Origin of the sequence: Pseudomonas sp. BF-R-26 (genome assembly GCF_019947395.1) — a bacterium.
Lineage (GTDB): Bacteria > Pseudomonadota > Gammaproteobacteria > Pseudomonadales > Pseudomonadaceae > Aquipseudomonas > Aquipseudomonas farris.
In genome coordinates, this window is the sequence record NZ_JAGYGK010000002.1 from 23,319 (window position 1) to 39,309 (window position 15,991).

The 15,991-nt window shown below is 59.7% G+C and carries 12 protein-coding genes and 4 tRNA genes; 2 read left to right on the plus strand and 14 right to left on the minus strand.

Annotated elements, in window-relative coordinates:
* Positions 1-69 precede the first annotated feature (69 nt).
* From KGB18_RS02275 to leuC, 3 genes are all read right to left on the minus strand, one after another.
* Positions 70-837, minus strand: a complete 768-nt coding sequence (locus tag KGB18_RS02275) for a class I SAM-dependent methyltransferase (RefSeq protein ID WP_223569335.1) — start codon at positions 835-837, stop codon at positions 70-72.
* Between the two features lie 154 nt (positions 838-991).
* Complete coding sequence (gene leuD, locus KGB18_RS02280) at positions 992-1,636, minus strand: 3-isopropylmalate dehydratase small subunit (RefSeq protein WP_030132381.1); 645 nt, start codon at positions 1,634-1,636, stop codon at positions 992-994.
* 11 nt (positions 1,637-1,647) lie between these two features.
* Complete coding sequence (gene leuC / locus KGB18_RS02285; protein WP_038980073.1) at positions 1,648-3,066, minus strand: 3-isopropylmalate dehydratase large subunit; 1,419 nt, start codon at positions 3,064-3,066, stop codon at positions 1,648-1,650.
* A gap of 159 nt (positions 3,067-3,225) precedes the next feature.
* Here leuC and KGB18_RS02290 point away from each other — a divergent pair, with 159 nt between their 5' ends.
* Complete coding sequence (locus tag KGB18_RS02290) at positions 3,226-4,116, plus strand: LysR family transcriptional regulator (RefSeq protein WP_007905966.1); 891 nt, start codon at positions 3,226-3,228, stop codon at positions 4,114-4,116.
* Between the two features lie 84 nt (positions 4,117-4,200).
* A complete protein-coding gene (locus KGB18_RS02295) occupies positions 4,201-7,479 on the plus strand; it encodes a PAS domain S-box protein (RefSeq protein ID WP_123720974.1) in 3,279 nt (1,092 codons plus the stop codon).
* A 57-nt stretch (positions 7,480-7,536) separates the two neighbouring features.
* On the opposite strand, the gene KGB18_RS02300 is transcribed toward KGB18_RS02295, so the two are convergent.
* From KGB18_RS02300 to uvrB, 11 genes are all read right to left on the minus strand, one after another.
* Positions 7,537-7,983, minus strand: a complete 447-nt coding sequence (locus KGB18_RS02300) for an Hsp20 family protein (protein WP_008075938.1) — start codon at positions 7,981-7,983, stop codon at positions 7,537-7,539.
* Positions 7,984-8,113: 130 nt separating this feature from the next.
* Positions 8,114-9,073: a tRNA dihydrouridine synthase gene (locus KGB18_RS02305; protein ID WP_030132385.1), complete on the minus strand. Its 960-nt coding sequence runs from the start codon at positions 9,071-9,073 to the stop codon at positions 8,114-8,116.
* A 165-nt stretch (positions 9,074-9,238) separates the two neighbouring features.
* Positions 9,239-9,688, minus strand: a complete 450-nt coding sequence (locus tag KGB18_RS02310) for an acyl-CoA thioesterase (protein WP_056744388.1) — start codon at positions 9,686-9,688, stop codon at positions 9,239-9,241.
* A 48-nt stretch (positions 9,689-9,736) separates the two neighbouring features.
* The gene (locus KGB18_RS02315; RefSeq protein ID WP_123720973.1) at positions 9,737-10,570 is read right to left on the minus strand and encodes an alpha/beta fold hydrolase; all 834 of its coding nucleotides are present in this window, start codon (positions 10,568-10,570) and stop codon (positions 9,737-9,739) included.
* Between the two features lie 30 nt (positions 10,571-10,600).
* Complete coding sequence (locus tag KGB18_RS02320) at positions 10,601-11,140, minus strand: TetR/AcrR family transcriptional regulator (protein WP_123720972.1); 540 nt, start codon at positions 11,138-11,140, stop codon at positions 10,601-10,603.
* Positions 11,141-11,322: 182 nt separating this feature from the next.
* A tRNA-Glu gene (locus KGB18_RS02325) sits at positions 11,323-11,398 on the minus strand.
* Between the two features lie 80 nt (positions 11,399-11,478).
* A tRNA-Ala gene (locus KGB18_RS02330) sits at positions 11,479-11,554 on the minus strand.
* A gap of 53 nt (positions 11,555-11,607) precedes the next feature.
* Positions 11,608-11,683, minus strand: a tRNA-Glu gene (locus KGB18_RS02335).
* Between the two features lie 79 nt (positions 11,684-11,762).
* A tRNA-Ala gene (locus tag KGB18_RS02340) sits at positions 11,763-11,838 on the minus strand.
* A gap of 190 nt (positions 11,839-12,028) precedes the next feature.
* On the minus strand, positions 12,029-13,510 hold the full coding sequence (gltX, locus tag KGB18_RS02345) for a glutamate--tRNA ligase (RefSeq protein WP_123720971.1): 1,482 nt from the start codon (positions 13,508-13,510) through the stop codon (positions 12,029-12,031).
* A gap of 336 nt (positions 13,511-13,846) precedes the next feature.
* Complete coding sequence (uvrB, locus tag KGB18_RS02350; RefSeq protein WP_123720970.1) at positions 13,847-15,862, minus strand: excinuclease ABC subunit UvrB; 2,016 nt, start codon at positions 15,860-15,862, stop codon at positions 13,847-13,849.
* Between the last annotated feature and the right edge of the window lie 129 nt (positions 15,863-15,991).

Consider the following 15,991-nt stretch of genomic DNA (forward strand, 5'->3'; position numbering starts at 1 on the left):
TGTCATCAATCGGCACGCCCTTGGGCACACCCGGAAAAATTCTATCGCTCGACGTTTATGCTTCAGAGCTTATCGTTCAGCCATCAGCACCAGCACATCTGTACTGAACGAACCATCGGCCTCAATCTCAAAATATTCGCGCACTTCGTTGCCCATCGACTGCTGCAACTCGAGGATCGCCGCGCGCATCACTTGCGGCGTGCGCATGCGCTCAACCCAAGAGGTGTATTCAAGGCGCAGCCGTTGGCGCGTGGTGCTGCGGGTATGCAACCCCGCTTCGCTGACCTGACGCAACCACTCACCGGCAGAATAATCGCGCACGTGGCTGGTGTCGCGCAGCACTTCGACGCTTTGCAGGTAAGTGTCGAACAACGGGCTGCCCGGCGACAACACATCGATGAACGCCGCCACCCCGCCCGGCTTCAGTACCCGGCGAACTTCGCGCAGGGCCAGCCCGAGATCGCTCCAATGGTGTGCCGAATAACGGCTGAAGACGAAATCGAACTCGCCGTCAGCGAACGGCAAGCGCTCGGCGGCACCCAGCACCGTGGACACGTTGCTCAAGCCGCGATCGACGGCAGCAGTGGCGACCACGTCGAGCATCTGTTGGGACAGGTCATAAGCCACCACTTCCTTGACTAGCGAAGCCACGTGAAAACTCACATGACCGGCGCCGCAACCGAGGTCGAGCACGCGGGCATCGCCCTGCCCCGCCAGTTCAGCCTGTAGCAGCGCGAATTCAGTGCCTTGAGCGTGGACGGCGCTGCTCAGGTAGGCCGAGGCCTGTTCACCGAATTGCTTTTGTACTACCTGACTGTGCTGGGCGGTGCTGGTCATGGGGGACTTCCTTTTTGGGGTTTAGTCTTGTGTTGTTCGGGCAGCCGTCATGGCAGGCAAGCCCGCTCCCACAGGGATTTTCGGTGTTCACAAAACCTGTGGGAGCGGGCTGCCCGCGAAGAGGCCGGTCCTATCGTTACAAATCCCGGATCAATCACGCATCACGAAACAACCAAGGCTGGCTCGCGCGGTGTTTGGCTTCAAACGTGGCAATCGCCTCGTGGTCCTGCAACGTCAGGCCGATATCGTCCAGGCCATTGAGCAGGCAGTGTTTGCGGAAGGCATCGATTTCAAAATTCAACACCTTGCCATCCGGACGGGTCACGGTCTGGGCTTGCAGATCAACCTGCAACTGATAGCCCGGAGTCGCCTCAACCTGCTGGAACAGTTCATCAACTTCAGCGTCGCTCAGGATGATCGGCAGCAAGCCGTTCTTAAAGCTGTTGTTGAAGAAGATGTCGGCATAGCTCGGCGCGATGATGCTGCGGAAACCGTACTCTTCCAGCGCCCACGGCGCGTGTTCGCGGCTGGAGCCGCAACCGAAGTTCTCGCGGGCCAGCAACACGCTGGCGCCCTGATAACGCTCGGCGTTGAGGACGAAGTCCTTGTTCAACGGGCGCTTGGAGTTGTCCTGATACGGCTGGCCAACATCCAGATAACGCCACTCATCGAACAGGTTCGGGCCGAAACCGGTGCGCTTGATCGACTTCAAAAACTGCTTCGGAATGATCTGGTCGGTGTCGACGTTGGCACGATCCAAAGGCGCGACAAGACCAGTGTGCTGGGTAAAAGCTTTCATGCTGCGCTCCTTTAGATCAATTCACGGACGTCGATGAAACGACCGTTCACAGCGGCGGCGGCGGCCATGGCCGGGCTGACGAGGTGCGTACGGCCACCGGCGCCCTGACGGCCTTCGAAGTTACGGTTGGAGGTCGACGCGCAATGCTCGCCCGACTCCAAACGGTCCGGGTTCATCGCCAGGCACATAGAGCAACCCGGCTCGCGCCATTCAAAACCGGCTTCGAGGAAAATCTTGTCCAGACCTTCGGATTCGGCCTGAGCCTTCACCAGCCCCGACCCCGGCACCACGATGGCCTGCTTGATGGTCGAAGCCACTTTGCGACCCTTGGCGATCACGGCAGCGGCGCGCAGGTCTTCGATCCGCGAGTTGGTGCAGGAGCCAATGAATACGCGGTCCAGCTGAATGTCGGTGATCGCCTGATTGGCGGTCAAACCCATGTATTTCAAGGCACGTTCGATGGAGCCGCGCTTGACCAGGTCCATTTCCTTCGCAGGATCGGGAACATTCTGATCCACAGCCAACACCATTTCGGGCGAGGTGCCCCAGCTGACTTGCGGTTTGATCTGAGTGGCATCGAGCTCGACGATGGTGTCGAACTTCGCATCCGCGTCAGAGACCAGGTCTTTCCAGGCCTCGACAGCCAAGTCCCATTCCGCGCCTTTCGGAGCAAATGGACGGCCCTTGACGTAAGCCACGGTTTTTTCGTCGGCGGCCACCAGGCCAACGCGAGCGCCGGCCTCGATCGCCATGTTGCAAATGGTCATGCGACCTTCAACGGACAAGTCGCGAATCGCGCTACCGGCGAACTCGATGGCATGGCCGTTACCGCCGGCGGTGCCGATCTTGCCGATTACCGCGAGGACGATGTCCTTGGCGGTCACGCCGAACGGCAATTGGCCTTCGACGGACACCAGCATGTTCTTCATCTTTTTCGCGACCAGGCACTGAGTGGCGAGCACGTGCTCGACCTCGGAAGTGCCGATACCGTGAGCCAAGGCACCGAATGCGCCGTGGGTCGAGGTGTGGGAGTCGCCGCAAACCACGGTCATGCCCGGCAAGGTTGCGCCCTGCTCCGGGCCGATGACGTGGACGATGCCTTGGCGGACATCATTCATCTTGAATTCGACGATGCCGTATTCGTCACAGTTATCGTCGAGGGTCTGAACCTGCAAACGCGAGACCTGGTCGACAATCGCTTCGATGCCGCCCTTGCGCTCCGGGGTAGTCGGAACGTTGTGGTCCGGGGTCGCGATGTTGGCATCGATGCGCCAAGGCTTGCGCCCGGCCAGACGCAGACCTTCGAAGGCTTGCGGCGAGGTCACTTCGTGGATGATGTGACGATCGATGTAGATCAGCGCCGAGCCATCGTCGCGCTGCTTGACCAAATGCGAATCCCAGAGCTTGTCGTAGAGCGTTTTGCCGGCCATCAGACGGTTTCCTCATCAGCTTGTTTCTATGCCCCGGATCTTGAAAGTTTCAATAACCCCTTGGCTTGTGAGGTCGATCCTAGGGGGTTACATTAAATAACTCAAATTCATATTTTTCATGCTTTGCATAACCATCTGGAATACAACTGAGACATCATCATGGACCTCGCCAACCTCAATGCTTTTATCGCGATTGCCGAGACCGGAAGCTTCTCCGGCGCCGGCGAACGGCTGCACCTGACACAACCCGCCATCAGCAAACGCATCGCCGGCCTGGAGCAGCAATTGAAGGTGCGGCTGTTCGATCGACTGGGTCGGGAAGTCAGCTTGACCGAAGCCGGTCGCGCCCTGCTGCCACGGGCCTATCAGATCCTCAATGTACTGGATGACACCCGCCGCGCCCTGACCAACCTGACCGGCGAAGTCTCCGGTCGTCTGACATTGGCCACCAGTCATCACATAGGCCTGCATCGTTTACCGCCCTTATTAAGGGAGTTCACCCGACGCTACCCACAAGTGGCGCTGGATATTCAGTTCCTCGATTCGGAAGTGGCTTACGAAGAAATCCTCCATGGCCGCGCCGAACTGGCGGTAATCACCCTTGCACCGGAACCCCACGCACTGGTCAAGGCCACGCCCGTGTGGGACGACCCGCTGGATTTCGTGGTCGCCCCGGAGCATTCGCTGATCGCTAACGGTCCGGTCAGCCTGGCGGATATCGCCCTGCATCCCGCGGTTTTCCCCGGCGGCAACACCTTTACCCACCACATCGTGCAGCGCTTGTTCGAGGCCCAGGGCCTGACGCCAAACATCGCCATGAGCACGAACTATCTGGAAACCATAAAGATGATGGTCTCGATCGGCCTCGCCTGGAGCGTTTTGCCGCGCACCATGCTGGACGATCAAGTGGCGCGCATACCTTTGCCGGGCATACAACTCACTCGCCAGCTAGGCTATATCCTGCACACCGAACGGACGCTGTCGAACGCGGCACGGGCCTTCATGGCTCTGCTGGATGCACAAATCGATCAGCCAGGGACTCGCGGCTAAGCTGTGCTTCTTCTTTTTGTGCTACGCCTATAGAGCCCCAAAACCCTGTGCCTAACGCCCAATTCAGCCCAAGGCCTGTCATCCATGCCCAAATCTGTTGAACGTATGCCGCCGATGCCGCGAATTCAGGCACTTGACCCCAAACGGTCCGAGCAGAGCTGGGAAAGCGCCCCGCAGTTGCTGGCGGCCCTCAACGGCGCCCGGCTGGGCGCCTGGTATTGGGACATCGAGCGGGGGCAGATCAGTTGGTCTCGGGGTACTCAGGCGTTGTTCGGCTTCGATCCCCGGCAACCGTTGCCGGAAGACCTGGAATACCTCGACCTGCTGCCCCAGGAGGATCGGGCGAAAGCCATTCGCGCCTTCAATGCAGTGATCGCCGGCGCCCCGCTGGAGCAGGCGATGCACCACCGCATCCGCTGGCCCGACGGCAGTCTGCACTGGCTGGAAATCAACGGCAGCCTGCTGCCGGACAAAAACGGCCGACCGCGAATGATTGGGGTCATTCGTGAAATCACCCATCAACGCCAGCGCGAACAGGCGTTGAGCAGCTCGGAAAAACGCTTCGCCACGCTGTTTCACCTGTGCCCGAACATGGTCCTGCTGACCCGTCAGGAAGACGGCCTGATCAGCGAAGCCAACCAGTATTTCGAAAGCCTGTTCGGCTGGCCGGTGCAAGACGCCATCGGCCGAACCACGCTGGAACTGGGCCTTTGGGTCAACCCGGAACAACGAGTGCAACTGGTCAAAGCCACCAAGGCCAAAGGCGAGCTGATCAACATGGAGGTGCAATTTCGCGCCAGCAATGGACAGGTTCACGACGGCATCCTCAGCGCGCAAAAGGTTGAACTCGAAGGTCAGCCTTATCTGCTGAGCACGTTCCTCGACACCACCGAACGCAAAATTGCCGAGCACGCCCTCAAAGACAGCCAGGAACGTCTCGACCTGGCCCTGGATTCGGCGCAACTCGGCACCTGGGACTGGCACATTCCCAGCGGCATGCTTTACGGCTCGGCGCGTGCCGCCCAGTTGCATGGGCTGGACCCCAAACCCTTCCATGAGTCCTTCGATGCGTTTTTCGAAGGCGTGCCCGGCGAAGAACGCGACACCATGCGCGACGCCTACCGCAGCTTGCGCGAGGGCCCGGCCGGCAATTATCAACTGACGTACCGGGTGCAGCTGCAGGACGGCAGTTCGCGCTACCTGGAAAGCCGCGCCAGACTTTATCGAGACGACCACGGCAACCCGCTGCGCATGGCCGGCACACTGCTGGACATCACTGATCAGGTGGAACGCGAACAGCAACTGGTGGCGTCGGAAGAGAAATTCGCCACCTTGTTCCAGGTCAGCCCGGACCCGATCTGCGTCACGCGCCAGGACACCGGCCATTTCATCGAGATCAACTCCAGTTTCACTCAGACATTTGGCTGGAGCACCGGCGACGTGATTGGCCGCAGCGCCGACGAAATAGGCCTGTGGGACGCTTCAGCGAAAAGCCTGCAAAGGATCGAGCGGGTCATCCGCGAACAGGGCCTGAACAATGTGGCGATCATTGTTCAGCACAAGGACGGGCAGTCCCTGACCTGCGTGATATCGAGCCGGCAGATCAGCGTCGGCGACCAGCCGTGCATCGTCACCACCTTGCGCGACATCACCCAGCAGCAACGCTCGGAAGCGGCGCTCAAGGCCAGCGAGGAGAAGTTCGCCAAGGCCTTCCACTCAAGCCCCGACGCCATCACCATTACCGAGCGCGACACCGGACGCTACCTGGAGGTTAACGACGGCTTCTGTCGCCTGACCGGCTACCGCGCCGATGAAGTGGTCGGCCGCACGGTGTATCAGGTGGGCATCTGGGCCGAAGAGAAACAACGCTCGGCGTTGCTGGCGGAACTACAGATCAAGGGCCGGGTTCACCATCAGGAAATGCTCGGGCGCAACAAACGCGGTGAGTTGCTGACCGTAGAAGTCTCGGTGGAGCCGATCACCCTCAACGAAACGGCGTGCCTGCTGCTGACCGCGCGGGACGTCAGCTTGCTGAAAAACGCCGAAGCGCAGATCCGTCACCTGGCCTACCACGACCCGCTGACCAACCTGCCCAACCGCGCGCTGCTGATGGATCGTCTGAGCCAGCAGATTGCCCTGCTCAAACGCCACAACCTGCGCGGCGCGCTGATGTTCCTCGACCTCGACCACTTCAAGCACATCAACGACTCCCTCGGTCACCCGGTGGGCGATACAGTGCTGAAGATCATCACCGCACGCCTTGAAGCCAGCGTCCGCATGGAGGACACCGTCGCGCGCCTGGGTGGCGACGAATTCGTGGTGTTGCTCAGCGGCCTGGAAGGCTCGCGCAGCGACGTCAGCGCTCAGGTCCGGGAGTTGGCGGACACCTTGCGCGAACTGCTGTCCGAACCGATGTTCCTCGATGGACAGCGCCTGCAAGTGACGCCGAGCATCGGCATTGCGCTGATTCCCGACCACGGCTCGACTCCGACCGACCTGCTCAAACGCGCCGATATCGCCCTTTACCGCGCCAAGGATTCGGGCCGCAACACCACGCAGATGTATCACAACACCATGCAGAAGGCCGCCAGCGAACGCCTGCGCATGGAAACCGACCTGCGCCTGGCCCTTTCCCGGGGCGAGTTCAGCGTGCAATACCAACCTCAGGTGGATGCTCGAGACAACCGCATAACCGGCGCCGAGGCTTTGGTGCGCTGGCACCATCCACAACTGGGCGCGCAATCGCCCACCGAGTTCATCAAGGTGCTGGAAGACAGCGGGCTGATTCTGGAAGTCGGCACCTGGATCCTCGACGAAGCCTGCAAGGCCTTCAAACAACTGACCGCCAAAGGTCTGATCGACCCGCTCAATTTCAGCCTGTGCGTGAACATCAGCCCCCGGCAATTCCGTCAGAACGATTTCGTCGAACGCATCGAACACAGCCTCGCCAGCCATGGCCTGCCCTGCGCGCTGCTGAAACTGGAAATCACCGAAGGCATCGTCATCCAGAACCTGGACGACACCATCAGCAAAATGCGTCGCCTGAAAAAACTCGGCGTGAGCTTTGCCATGGACGATTTCGGTACCGGTTATTCCTCGCTGACCTACCTCAAGCGCCTGCCGGTAGACACCCTGAAAATCGACCAGTCGTTCATCCGCGACGCCACCACCGACCCCAACGATGCCGAAATCATTCGCGCCATCGTCGCCATGGCCCACAGCCTGGAGCTGGAAGTCATCGCCGAAGGGGTGGAAAACCTGGAACAACTGGCTTTTTTGCAGGGGCTGGGCTGCCATTTGTATCAGGGGTATTTGCACAGTCGGCCGTTGCCGGTTGAGGAGTTTCAGAAACTGCTCAAATGAGTCGGACACGGGCACAAAAAAGGGCGCCAGTGCGGCGCCCTTTTTTGTTGCTCTGACTCAGTGCTGCAGAGCCGGTTTTTCCGTCCCGTTGATCGGGATGCGTTTGGCTTTCGCTTCTTCCGGAATCACGCGCAGCAAATCGATACTCAACAAACCGTTGCGCAGTTCGGCGGCCTTGATTTCAATGTGGTCCGCCAGACGGAACGACAGTTTGAAGGCGCGCTGAGCGATGCCTTGGTACAGGTAAGTGACGCTTTCGTCCGCGTCACGTTTGCCGCCACTGATGGTCAGCACACCTTTCTCCACTTGCAGGTCCAGGTCTTCTTCCTGGAAACCGGCGGCCGCTACGACAATGCGGTATTGGTCATCACCGTATTTTTCAACGTTGTAGGGTGGATAGGTGCTGCCTGGCTCATTGCGCAGGGCGGTTTCGAACAGGTCGTTGAAACGGTCGAAACCTACCGAGGAACGGAACAGTGGGGCCAGGGAAAATGCAGTACTCATGATTCAAATCTCCTGAACATAATCAGCAAGTTTTTTTGTCTCCGCGACCCGAATTCGGCATCGCGTAATCCTTAGATAAGGACCGCTGATTACTTTTCAAGAGCTCTTTTTCTGTTTTTTTAAAGTAGCTTCAGGCTGCTTCAGAGACCTGCAGACCCAGCAAACGCGAGACATTATCCAGTTCGGTCTCACGACGCAGGACGGTGAACAGCTCCACCGCTTCAGGATAATTGCGGGTCAGCATCGCCAGCCACTGCTTCAAGCGACCCGGCGATTGACGCGGTGTCATCTGCGCTTTGGCTTGCAGCCAAAAGTCCTGAATCAGCGGCAGCAGTTCGGCCCAGGTCATCTCGACGACGTCTTCACCGGCGCGGGCGGCGGCGATTTGCCGGGCCAGATCCGGGCGCGATACCAGTCCACGACCGAGCATGATGTCTTCGACGCCGCTGATCTCGCGGCAACGACGCCAGTCTTCGACGCTCCAGATGTCGCCATTGGCAAACACCGGGACCTTGACCACGTCCTGAACCCGAGGGATCCATTCCCAGTGGGCTGGCGGCTTATAGCCATCGGTCTTGGTCCGCGCATGAACCACGATGTGCGCCGCGCCGCCTTCAGCCAGGGCCGTGGCGCAGACAAGCGCACCGTCCGGGCTGTCGAAACCGAGGCGCATCTTGGCGGTCACTGGAATGTGCGCTGGCACCGCCCGACGGACGTGTTCGACAATTTCATTGAGCAGTTCAGGCTCTTTGAGCAGCACCGCGCCGCCACGGGATTTGTTGACGGTCTTGGCCGGGCAGCCGAAGTTCAGGTCGATGACTTCGGAACCCAACTCGCAGGCCAATGCGGCGTTTTCCGCCAGGCACACCGGATCGGAGCCGAGCAGTTGCACCCGCAGCGGCACACCGGACGCGGTTCGGGCGCCAGTCAGCAGCTCCGGGCCGAACTTGTGGTAATAGGCAGGCGTGAGCAGTTGATCGTTGATCCGAATGAATTCGGTCACACACCAATCAATACCGCCCACACGGGTCAGCACGTCCCGCAGGATGTTGTCGACCAACCCCTCCATGGGCGCCAAAGCAATTTGCATGAAAAACACACTCAACGAAAAACGTGCGGCAGTTTACTGGATTGCGCGAGGAATCTGCAGAACATCGCAGATTCCCTTGTGGGAGCGAGCCTGCTCGCGAAAGCGGTGTGTCAGTCGAAACATAAGTTGTTTGATACGCCGCCTTCGCGAGCAGGCTCGCCCACATTAGATTTTGGTCGTATCCAACATCTGCAACGCAGGCCCGTAGCCCTCGATAAACTCCGCCGGCATGCGCTTGGGCTTGCCGGTCGACAGTTCGATGCACACGAAAGTGGTCTGCGCCCGCAGCAACGTCGTGTTGTCGCTGGGGCGCTTCAACTGGAAGTGTCGGGTCATTTTCAGGCGCTGATCCCAATCGACGATCCAGGTCGCCAACTGCAACTCATCGCCCTCATAGGCAGCGGCCAGGTAATCGATCTCGTGCCGTACCACCGCCATCGCCCGATCCAGCCGCCGGTACTCGACCAGATCCAGCCCAAGCCGTTGTGAGTGACGCCAGGCGCAGCGCTCGAGCCAGGTCACGTACACCGCGTTGTTCGCGTGGCCCAGCCCGTCGATGTCCTCGGCGCCCACTTCCAGATCAATGATAAACGGCGTTGCCCGATCCCAGCCCATGCCCCACTCCCGGTCAGATTATTTCGACCGGGGCAGTGTAACGGATGCTCAGGCCGATTGGCGCGATTGCAGGCTGCGACCGGCCAGCAGCGAAAGAACGCCATCGATCACCCGCGGATCGGCGAGCACCCGCTGATGACCTCCCTCTTCCAGGCGCAACAGACGGCTGTCGAACCAGGCTTCGTGGATCAATTGGGATTCCTTGACTGGAACAAAGTTGTCGTCCTCGGCATGGACGATCAGCCCCGGCATGTCGAGCTGATAGTGCGCAACATCCAACGCAGCGGCGCGCATACCGACGTCTTTCTCGACCTGGCGAATAAACGCCGAACGCGCTTTGGGCGGCAGGCGCACATAGCGTGCGAACCCACGCAGTACCCCGAGAATTCGCGCCGGGGCGGCGATCGAGACCAGGGTTTCGGTGCGCAAGCCCAACTGAACCGCGAGCATGGCACTGGCGCCGCCCATGGAGTGACCGATCACCGCTTGCAGCGGCGGCAACTCAGCAGCCGCTTCGAGCATGGCCCGAGCGAACAGCACCACATTAGCCTCGCGACCAGGCGAGCGACCATGAGCCGGGCCATCCAGGGCAACCACGGTGTAACCGGCATCGACCAGCGCCGTGATCAGCGCGGCAAACTGTGTCGGCCGGCCCTCCCAGCCGTGCATCAACAACACCGCCGGCCCTTGCCCCCAACGCAGCGCCGAGAGACCGAAGCGCAAGGTGATTCGTTCGGATTTCGCCAGCAGCGGCAACTCCCAGTCACGCGGCAGCAATTGCCGCGGGGTCATGAATGCCAGGCGCATCTTGCTCGCCACCAGCTTCGGCGCGAACCAGCCCAAGGTGCCATTAACGCCACGAACCCAGCTCAACGTGTTCATCGCCCATCTCCTCAGGCTGACGCCTTTAGGTCATAACACCGCCGACTTGGCGGCGCGCAGCAAACGATCGGACAACTCTCCAGGCCCCAGCGCCCGCGCCAGAGCCAAACCACCAACCATCAAGGCGATGTCGGCCAAGACCTTGTCGGTGTCTTCCGGGCTGGCCGCCAACTGCGCGACCATCAACTCAACATGCTCATTCAACGCCACACGAAATTCGTCCGGCAGACGGCCCAGCTCGCCGACCGACGCTGGAATCGGACACGCATGCTCGGTGGAATCACGGTGTTTGCGCGACAGGTAGAACGCCGCGACCAACGCGCGACGCTCTTCACCGGTCAACTCGGCGTCCATATCGGCGATCAAGCCACGACGATGGCTAAGCAGTTGCTTGAACGCTTCCAGCATCAATGCGTCCTTGCTTTCGAAGTGCGCGTAGAAGCCGCCGACCGTCAGGCCTGCCGCGCCCATCACTTCGCCCACGCTCGGCTCGGCCGGGCCGCGCCGAATCAGCGCGGCACTGGCAGCCTTGAGGATGCGTTCGCGGGTTTGAGCTTTTTTATCGTTCATCGTTGCCTCCGAATATTACGACTAGAATATTATTCTCATAATAATTTTTCGCAAGTCGTGGATGTGACCGCTGGTCTGAAGAACAGTTTTGAGGAAAAAGGAGAGTTGGCCAAACGCCAGACAAACAAAAGGGCCATTCAATAATTGAATGACCCTTAAAAATCCCGCAGAGCGGGTAATCGTGGCGTCCCCTAGGGGACTCGAACCCCTGTTACCGCCGTGAAAGGGCGGTGTCCTAGGCCACTAGACGAAGGGGACACAAACCCTTCTATACAACTGATCAGTGCTGAGAGCTGATCGATTCAAGGCCGGTGTGGCCAGACCTTGAACTGTAAAATTGGTGGAGCTAGACGGGATCGAACCGTCGACCTCTTGCATGCCATGCAAGCGCTCTCCCAGCTGAGCTATAGCCCCGGATTTTTCGCCTCGCGGCGGAGCGAAATTTTGCAACATCGCTTCTGTAAAACTGGCGTCCCCTAGGGGACTCGAACCCCTGTTACCGCCGTGAAAGGGCGGTGTCCTAGGCCACTAGACGAAGGGGACGCAAACCCTTCTATACAACTGATCAACGCTGAGTGTTGATCGCTTCAAGGCCGGTGTGGCCAGACCTTGAACTGTAAATTGGTGGAGCTAGACGGGATCGAACCGTCGACCTCTTGCATGCCATGCAAGCGCTCTCCCAGCTGAGCTATAGCCCCTCATCGCTGAGGACGGGGCGAATCTTAATGGCGCATCGGAAGGCTGTCAAACTTATTTTTAACAATTTCCAAAATTTTTTGTCGCCATAACAATCACTTACCGCCCTCCCCCCGAAAAACGGGGGTGGCGCCGAAGAGCAGGATCAAAAGATCGCAGCCTTCGGCAGCTCCTACGCAGGATCAAACGACCTTAAGCGATATTGCCCAACAGTTTTTCCCACTCCTTGTTTTCCTTCTTCGACACGCCGCCCAGCAGGTCGATGGCCTGGCGCAGACGGAAACGGGTCAGGTCCGGACCGAGGATTTCCATCGCATCGAGTACCGACACCGAACTGGCCTGGCCTGTGATCGCGGCGAACATCAGCGGCATCGCATCACGCAGTTTCAGTTCCAGCGATTCGACCACCGCCTGAATCGTCGCGGTAATGCTGTCCTTTTCCCACTGACGCAGGCTTTCCAGCTTCCACAAAATCAACTGCATCAACTGACGAACCTGATCGCCCGAGAGCTTCTTGGACTCGAACAGCTTGGCGTCCGGGTTCACGCCACCGGCGAAGAAGAAGCCGGCCAGCGGTGCGACCTGGCTGAAGGTTTCAACCCGGCCCTGCACATGCGGTGCGATCTTCATCATGTATTCAGGGTTCAGCGCCCACTTTTGCAGACGAGCGGCGAACTCCTCCACCGGCAGATCACGCAACCACTGGCCGTTGAGCCACGACAGCTTCTCGATGTCGAAAATCGGCCCACCGAGGGAGACGCGGCTCAGGTCGAAGTTGTCGACCATTTCCTGCAGCGAGAACTTCTCGCGCTCGTCCGGCATCGACCAGCCCATGCGGCCCAGGTAGTTGAGCATTGCTTCCGGCATGAAGCCCATGCGCTCGTAGAAGGTCACCGAGGTCGGGTTCTTGCGCTTGGACAGCTTGCTCTTGTCCGGGTTACGCAGCAGCGGCATGTAGCACAGCTGCGGTTGTTCCCAGCCGAAGTATTCGTACAAGAGGATCAGTTTCGGCGCCGATGGCAGCCACTCTTCACCACGCAATACATGAGTGATGCCCATCAGGTGGTCATCGACCACGTTGGCCAGGAAGTATGTCGGCAGGCCGTCGGTCTTCATCAGCACTTGCATGTCCATGCGATCCCACGGGATCTCGACGTCACCACGGAGCATGTCAGGCACCACGCACACGCCTTCGGTCGGCACTTTCATGCGGATGACGTGCGGCTCGCCGGCGGCCAGGCGGCGCGCGACTTCTTCCTTGGAGAGCAACAGCGCACGGCCGTCGTAACGCGGGGTTTCGCCGCGGGCCATTTGCTCGGCGCGCATCTGGTCCAATTCTTCGGCCGTGCAGAAGCACGGGAAGGCATGACCCATGTCGACCAATTGCTGGCAGTACTTCTGATAGATATCGCCGCGCTCACTCTGACGATAAGGACCGTGCGGGCCGCCGACGTCCGGGCCTTCGCTCCAGTCGATACCCAACCAGCGCAGGGCGTCGTAAATCTGCTGTTCGGACTCGCGGGTCGAACGCAGTTGGTCGGTATCTTCGATCCGCAGGATGAACTCACCGCCATGCTGCTTGGCAAAGCAGTAGTTGAACAAAGCGATGTAAGCGGTACCTACGTGGGGGTCCCCGGTAGGCGATGGCGCGATGCGAGTGCGGACGGTGGTCATGGCATGTCTCGAAAAGAATAAAAGCGAAGATCAAAGCGAACTTCCAACAAGAGCCGAATGGTAACAGGCGTAGCCTGCCATGCTCCAGTCAGCAGGGCATATAAGCCAATATTGCATTGGGGGATCAGCTTGGTGGCGGTGTTGCCTACCAGGAGGTTGCAGGCAGGGCTGAGGGCCAGGGAAGTGCGCAATTGATATTTGTAGTGTTCCGGCGGGCCTCATCGCGGGCAAGCCCGCTCCCACAGGATCTGTAGGTGGCCACATATTGTGTGAATACCCTCAATCCTTGTGGGAGCGGGCTTGCCCGCGATGAGGCCCGCCCATTCACTGCGCATCTCAAACTGTTATCAACCGCTCCCGCAACTTGCCGATTTCGTCGCGCAACTGCGCCGCGGCTTCGAATTCCAGGTCGCGGGCGAGCTGGTACATCTTTTCTTCCAGCTGACGAATGCGTTTGCTGATCTCGCTCGGCGAGCGCAGTTCGGCCTCGTACTTGGCACTTTCCTCGGCGGCCTTGGCCATGCCTTTGCGCTTCTTGCTGCGCGAACCCGGCACGACCGCGCCTTCCATGATGTCAGCGACGTCCTTGAACACTCCCTTCGGCGTGATGCCATTGGCCAGGTTGAAGGCGATTTGCTTGTCGCGACGACGCTCGGTCTCGCCGATCGCCCGCTCCATGGAACCGGTGATGCGATCTGCGTACAAAATCGCCCGCCCATTGAGGTTGCGCGCCGCCCGGCCGATGGTCTGGATCAGCGAGCGCTCGGAACGCAGGAAGCCTTCCTTGTCCGCGTCGAGAATCGCCACCAGCGAGACTTCCGGCATGTCCAGGCCTTCACGTAGAAGGTTGATCCCCACCAGCACATCGAAGACGCCGAGACGCAAGTCACGGATAATTTCGACTCGCTCCACGGTGTCGATGTCCGAGTGCAGATAACGCACACGCACGCCGTGGTCGGCCAGGTAATCGGTCAAGTCTTCGGACATGCGCTTGGTCAGCGTGGTGACCAGTACCCGCTCTTCCAAGGCCACGCGCTTGGTGATTTCCGAGAGCAGGTCGTCGACCTGAGTCAATGCCGGACGGATTTCGATTTGCGGGTCCACCAGGCCAGTCGGGCGCACCAATTGCTCGACCACTCGGCCAGCGTGCTCCGCCTCGTAATTGCCCGGCGTGGCCGAGACAAAAATCGTTTGGGGGCTGATGCTTTCAAACTCATCGAAACGCATCGGCCGGTTATCCAGGGCCGAGGGCAAGCGGAAACCGTACTCCACCAGCGTTTCTTTCCGGGAACGGTCACCTTTATACATGGCGCCGACTTGCGGCACGCTGACGTGGGATTCGTCGATCACCAGCAAGGCGTCAGCCGGCAGGTAGTCGAACAACGTGGGCGGCGCCTGGCCGGACTCACGGCCCGACAGATAGCGCGAGTAGTTTTCGATGCCGTTGCAGTAGCCCAGCTCGAGGATCATCTCCAGGTCGAAACGGGTGCGCTGCTCCAGTCGCTGAGCTTCCACCAGTTTGTTGTTGGAGCGCAGGTATTCCAGGCGCTCCTGCAATTCGATCTTGATCCCTTCGGTGGCCTCCAGCAGGGTTTCCCGCGGCGTCACGTAGTGGCTCTTCGGATAGAAGGTGAAACGCGGCAGTTTGCGAATGACCTCACCGGTCAGCGGGTCGAAGGCGGACAGGCTCTCCACTTCGTCATCGAACAGCTCGATGCGGATCGCTTCGAAATCGGATTCCGCCGGGTGGATATCAATCACATCGCCGCGCACCCGGAAGGTCGCCCGGGCGAAGTCCATGTCGTTGCGGGTGTATTGCAGGTCGGCCAGGCGACGCAGCAGCGCGCGCTGATCGAGCTTGTCGCCGCGATCGACGTGCAACACCATCTTCAAATAGGTTTCCGGACTGCCCAGACCGTAGATGCAGGACACCGTGGTGACGATGATCGCGTCCTTGCGCTCCAGCAGCGCTTTGGTCGCGGACAGGCGCATCTGCTCGATATGGTCGTTGATCGAGGCGTCCTTCTCGATGAAGGTATCTGACGACGGCACATAGGCTTCGGGCTGGTAGTAGTCGTAATAGGACACGAAGTATTCAACGGCATTGTTCGGGAAGAATGCCTTGAACTCGCCATACAACTGCGCGGCCAGAGTCTTGTTGGGCGCCAGCACCAGCGTCGGGCGCTGTATCTGGGCGATCACGTTGGCGATGCTGAAGGTCTTGCCCGAGCCGGTCACACCGAGCAACGTCTGGTGCGCCAGCCCGGCCTCAATGCCCTCGACCATCAGGCGGATGGCTTCCGGCTGATCGCCGGCGGGCTCGAAGCGGGTGACTAGCTGGAATTCAGACATAAATACCTCTCGGTTCTCGGTGCGGGGATTCGCGACTGTCCGGTCAAACCGGACAGCAACGAAAAAGACCGCAAACGACCGATGTCGCCCGAGGAAAAAACTGGATTGTGCTCAATGTGGAGCCGATTG

Coding starts and splice junctions, on each gene's coding strand:
- KGB18_RS02275 (WP_223569335.1), bottom strand. CDS start 837: ATGACCAGCACCGCCCAGCACAGTCAGGTAGTACAAAAGCAATTCGGT.
- KGB18_RS02305 (WP_030132385.1), bottom strand. CDS start 9,073: ATGCAAATTGCTTTGGCGCCCATGGAGGGGTTGGTCGACAACATCCTG.
- KGB18_RS02300 (WP_008075938.1), bottom strand. CDS start 7,983: ATGAGTACTGCATTTTCCCTGGCCCCACTGTTCCGTTCCTCGGTAGGT.
- gltX (WP_123720971.1), bottom strand. CDS start 13,510: ATGACCACCGTCCGCACTCGCATCGCGCCATCGCCTACCGGGGACCCC.
- leuD (WP_030132381.1), bottom strand. CDS start 1,636: ATGAAAGCTTTTACCCAGCACACTGGTCTTGTCGCGCCTTTGGATCGT.
- KGB18_RS02315 (WP_123720973.1), bottom strand. CDS start 10,570: ATGAACACGTTGAGCTGGGTTCGTGGCGTTAATGGCACCTTGGGCTGG.
- KGB18_RS02295 (WP_123720974.1), top strand. CDS start 4,201: ATGCCCAAATCTGTTGAACGTATGCCGCCGATGCCGCGAATTCAGGCA.
- KGB18_RS02310 (WP_056744388.1), bottom strand. CDS start 9,688: ATGGGCTGGGATCGGGCAACGCCGTTTATCATTGATCTGGAAGTGGGC.
- leuC (WP_038980073.1), bottom strand. CDS start 3,066: ATGGCCGGCAAAACGCTCTACGACAAGCTCTGGGATTCGCATTTGGTC.
- KGB18_RS02290 (WP_007905966.1), top strand. CDS start 3,226: ATGGACCTCGCCAACCTCAATGCTTTTATCGCGATTGCCGAGACCGGA.
- uvrB (WP_123720970.1), bottom strand. CDS start 15,862: ATGTCTGAATTCCAGCTAGTCACCCGCTTCGAGCCCGCCGGCGATCAG.
- KGB18_RS02320 (WP_123720972.1), bottom strand. CDS start 11,140: ATGAACGATAAAAAAGCTCAAACCCGCGAACGCATCCTCAAGGCTGCC.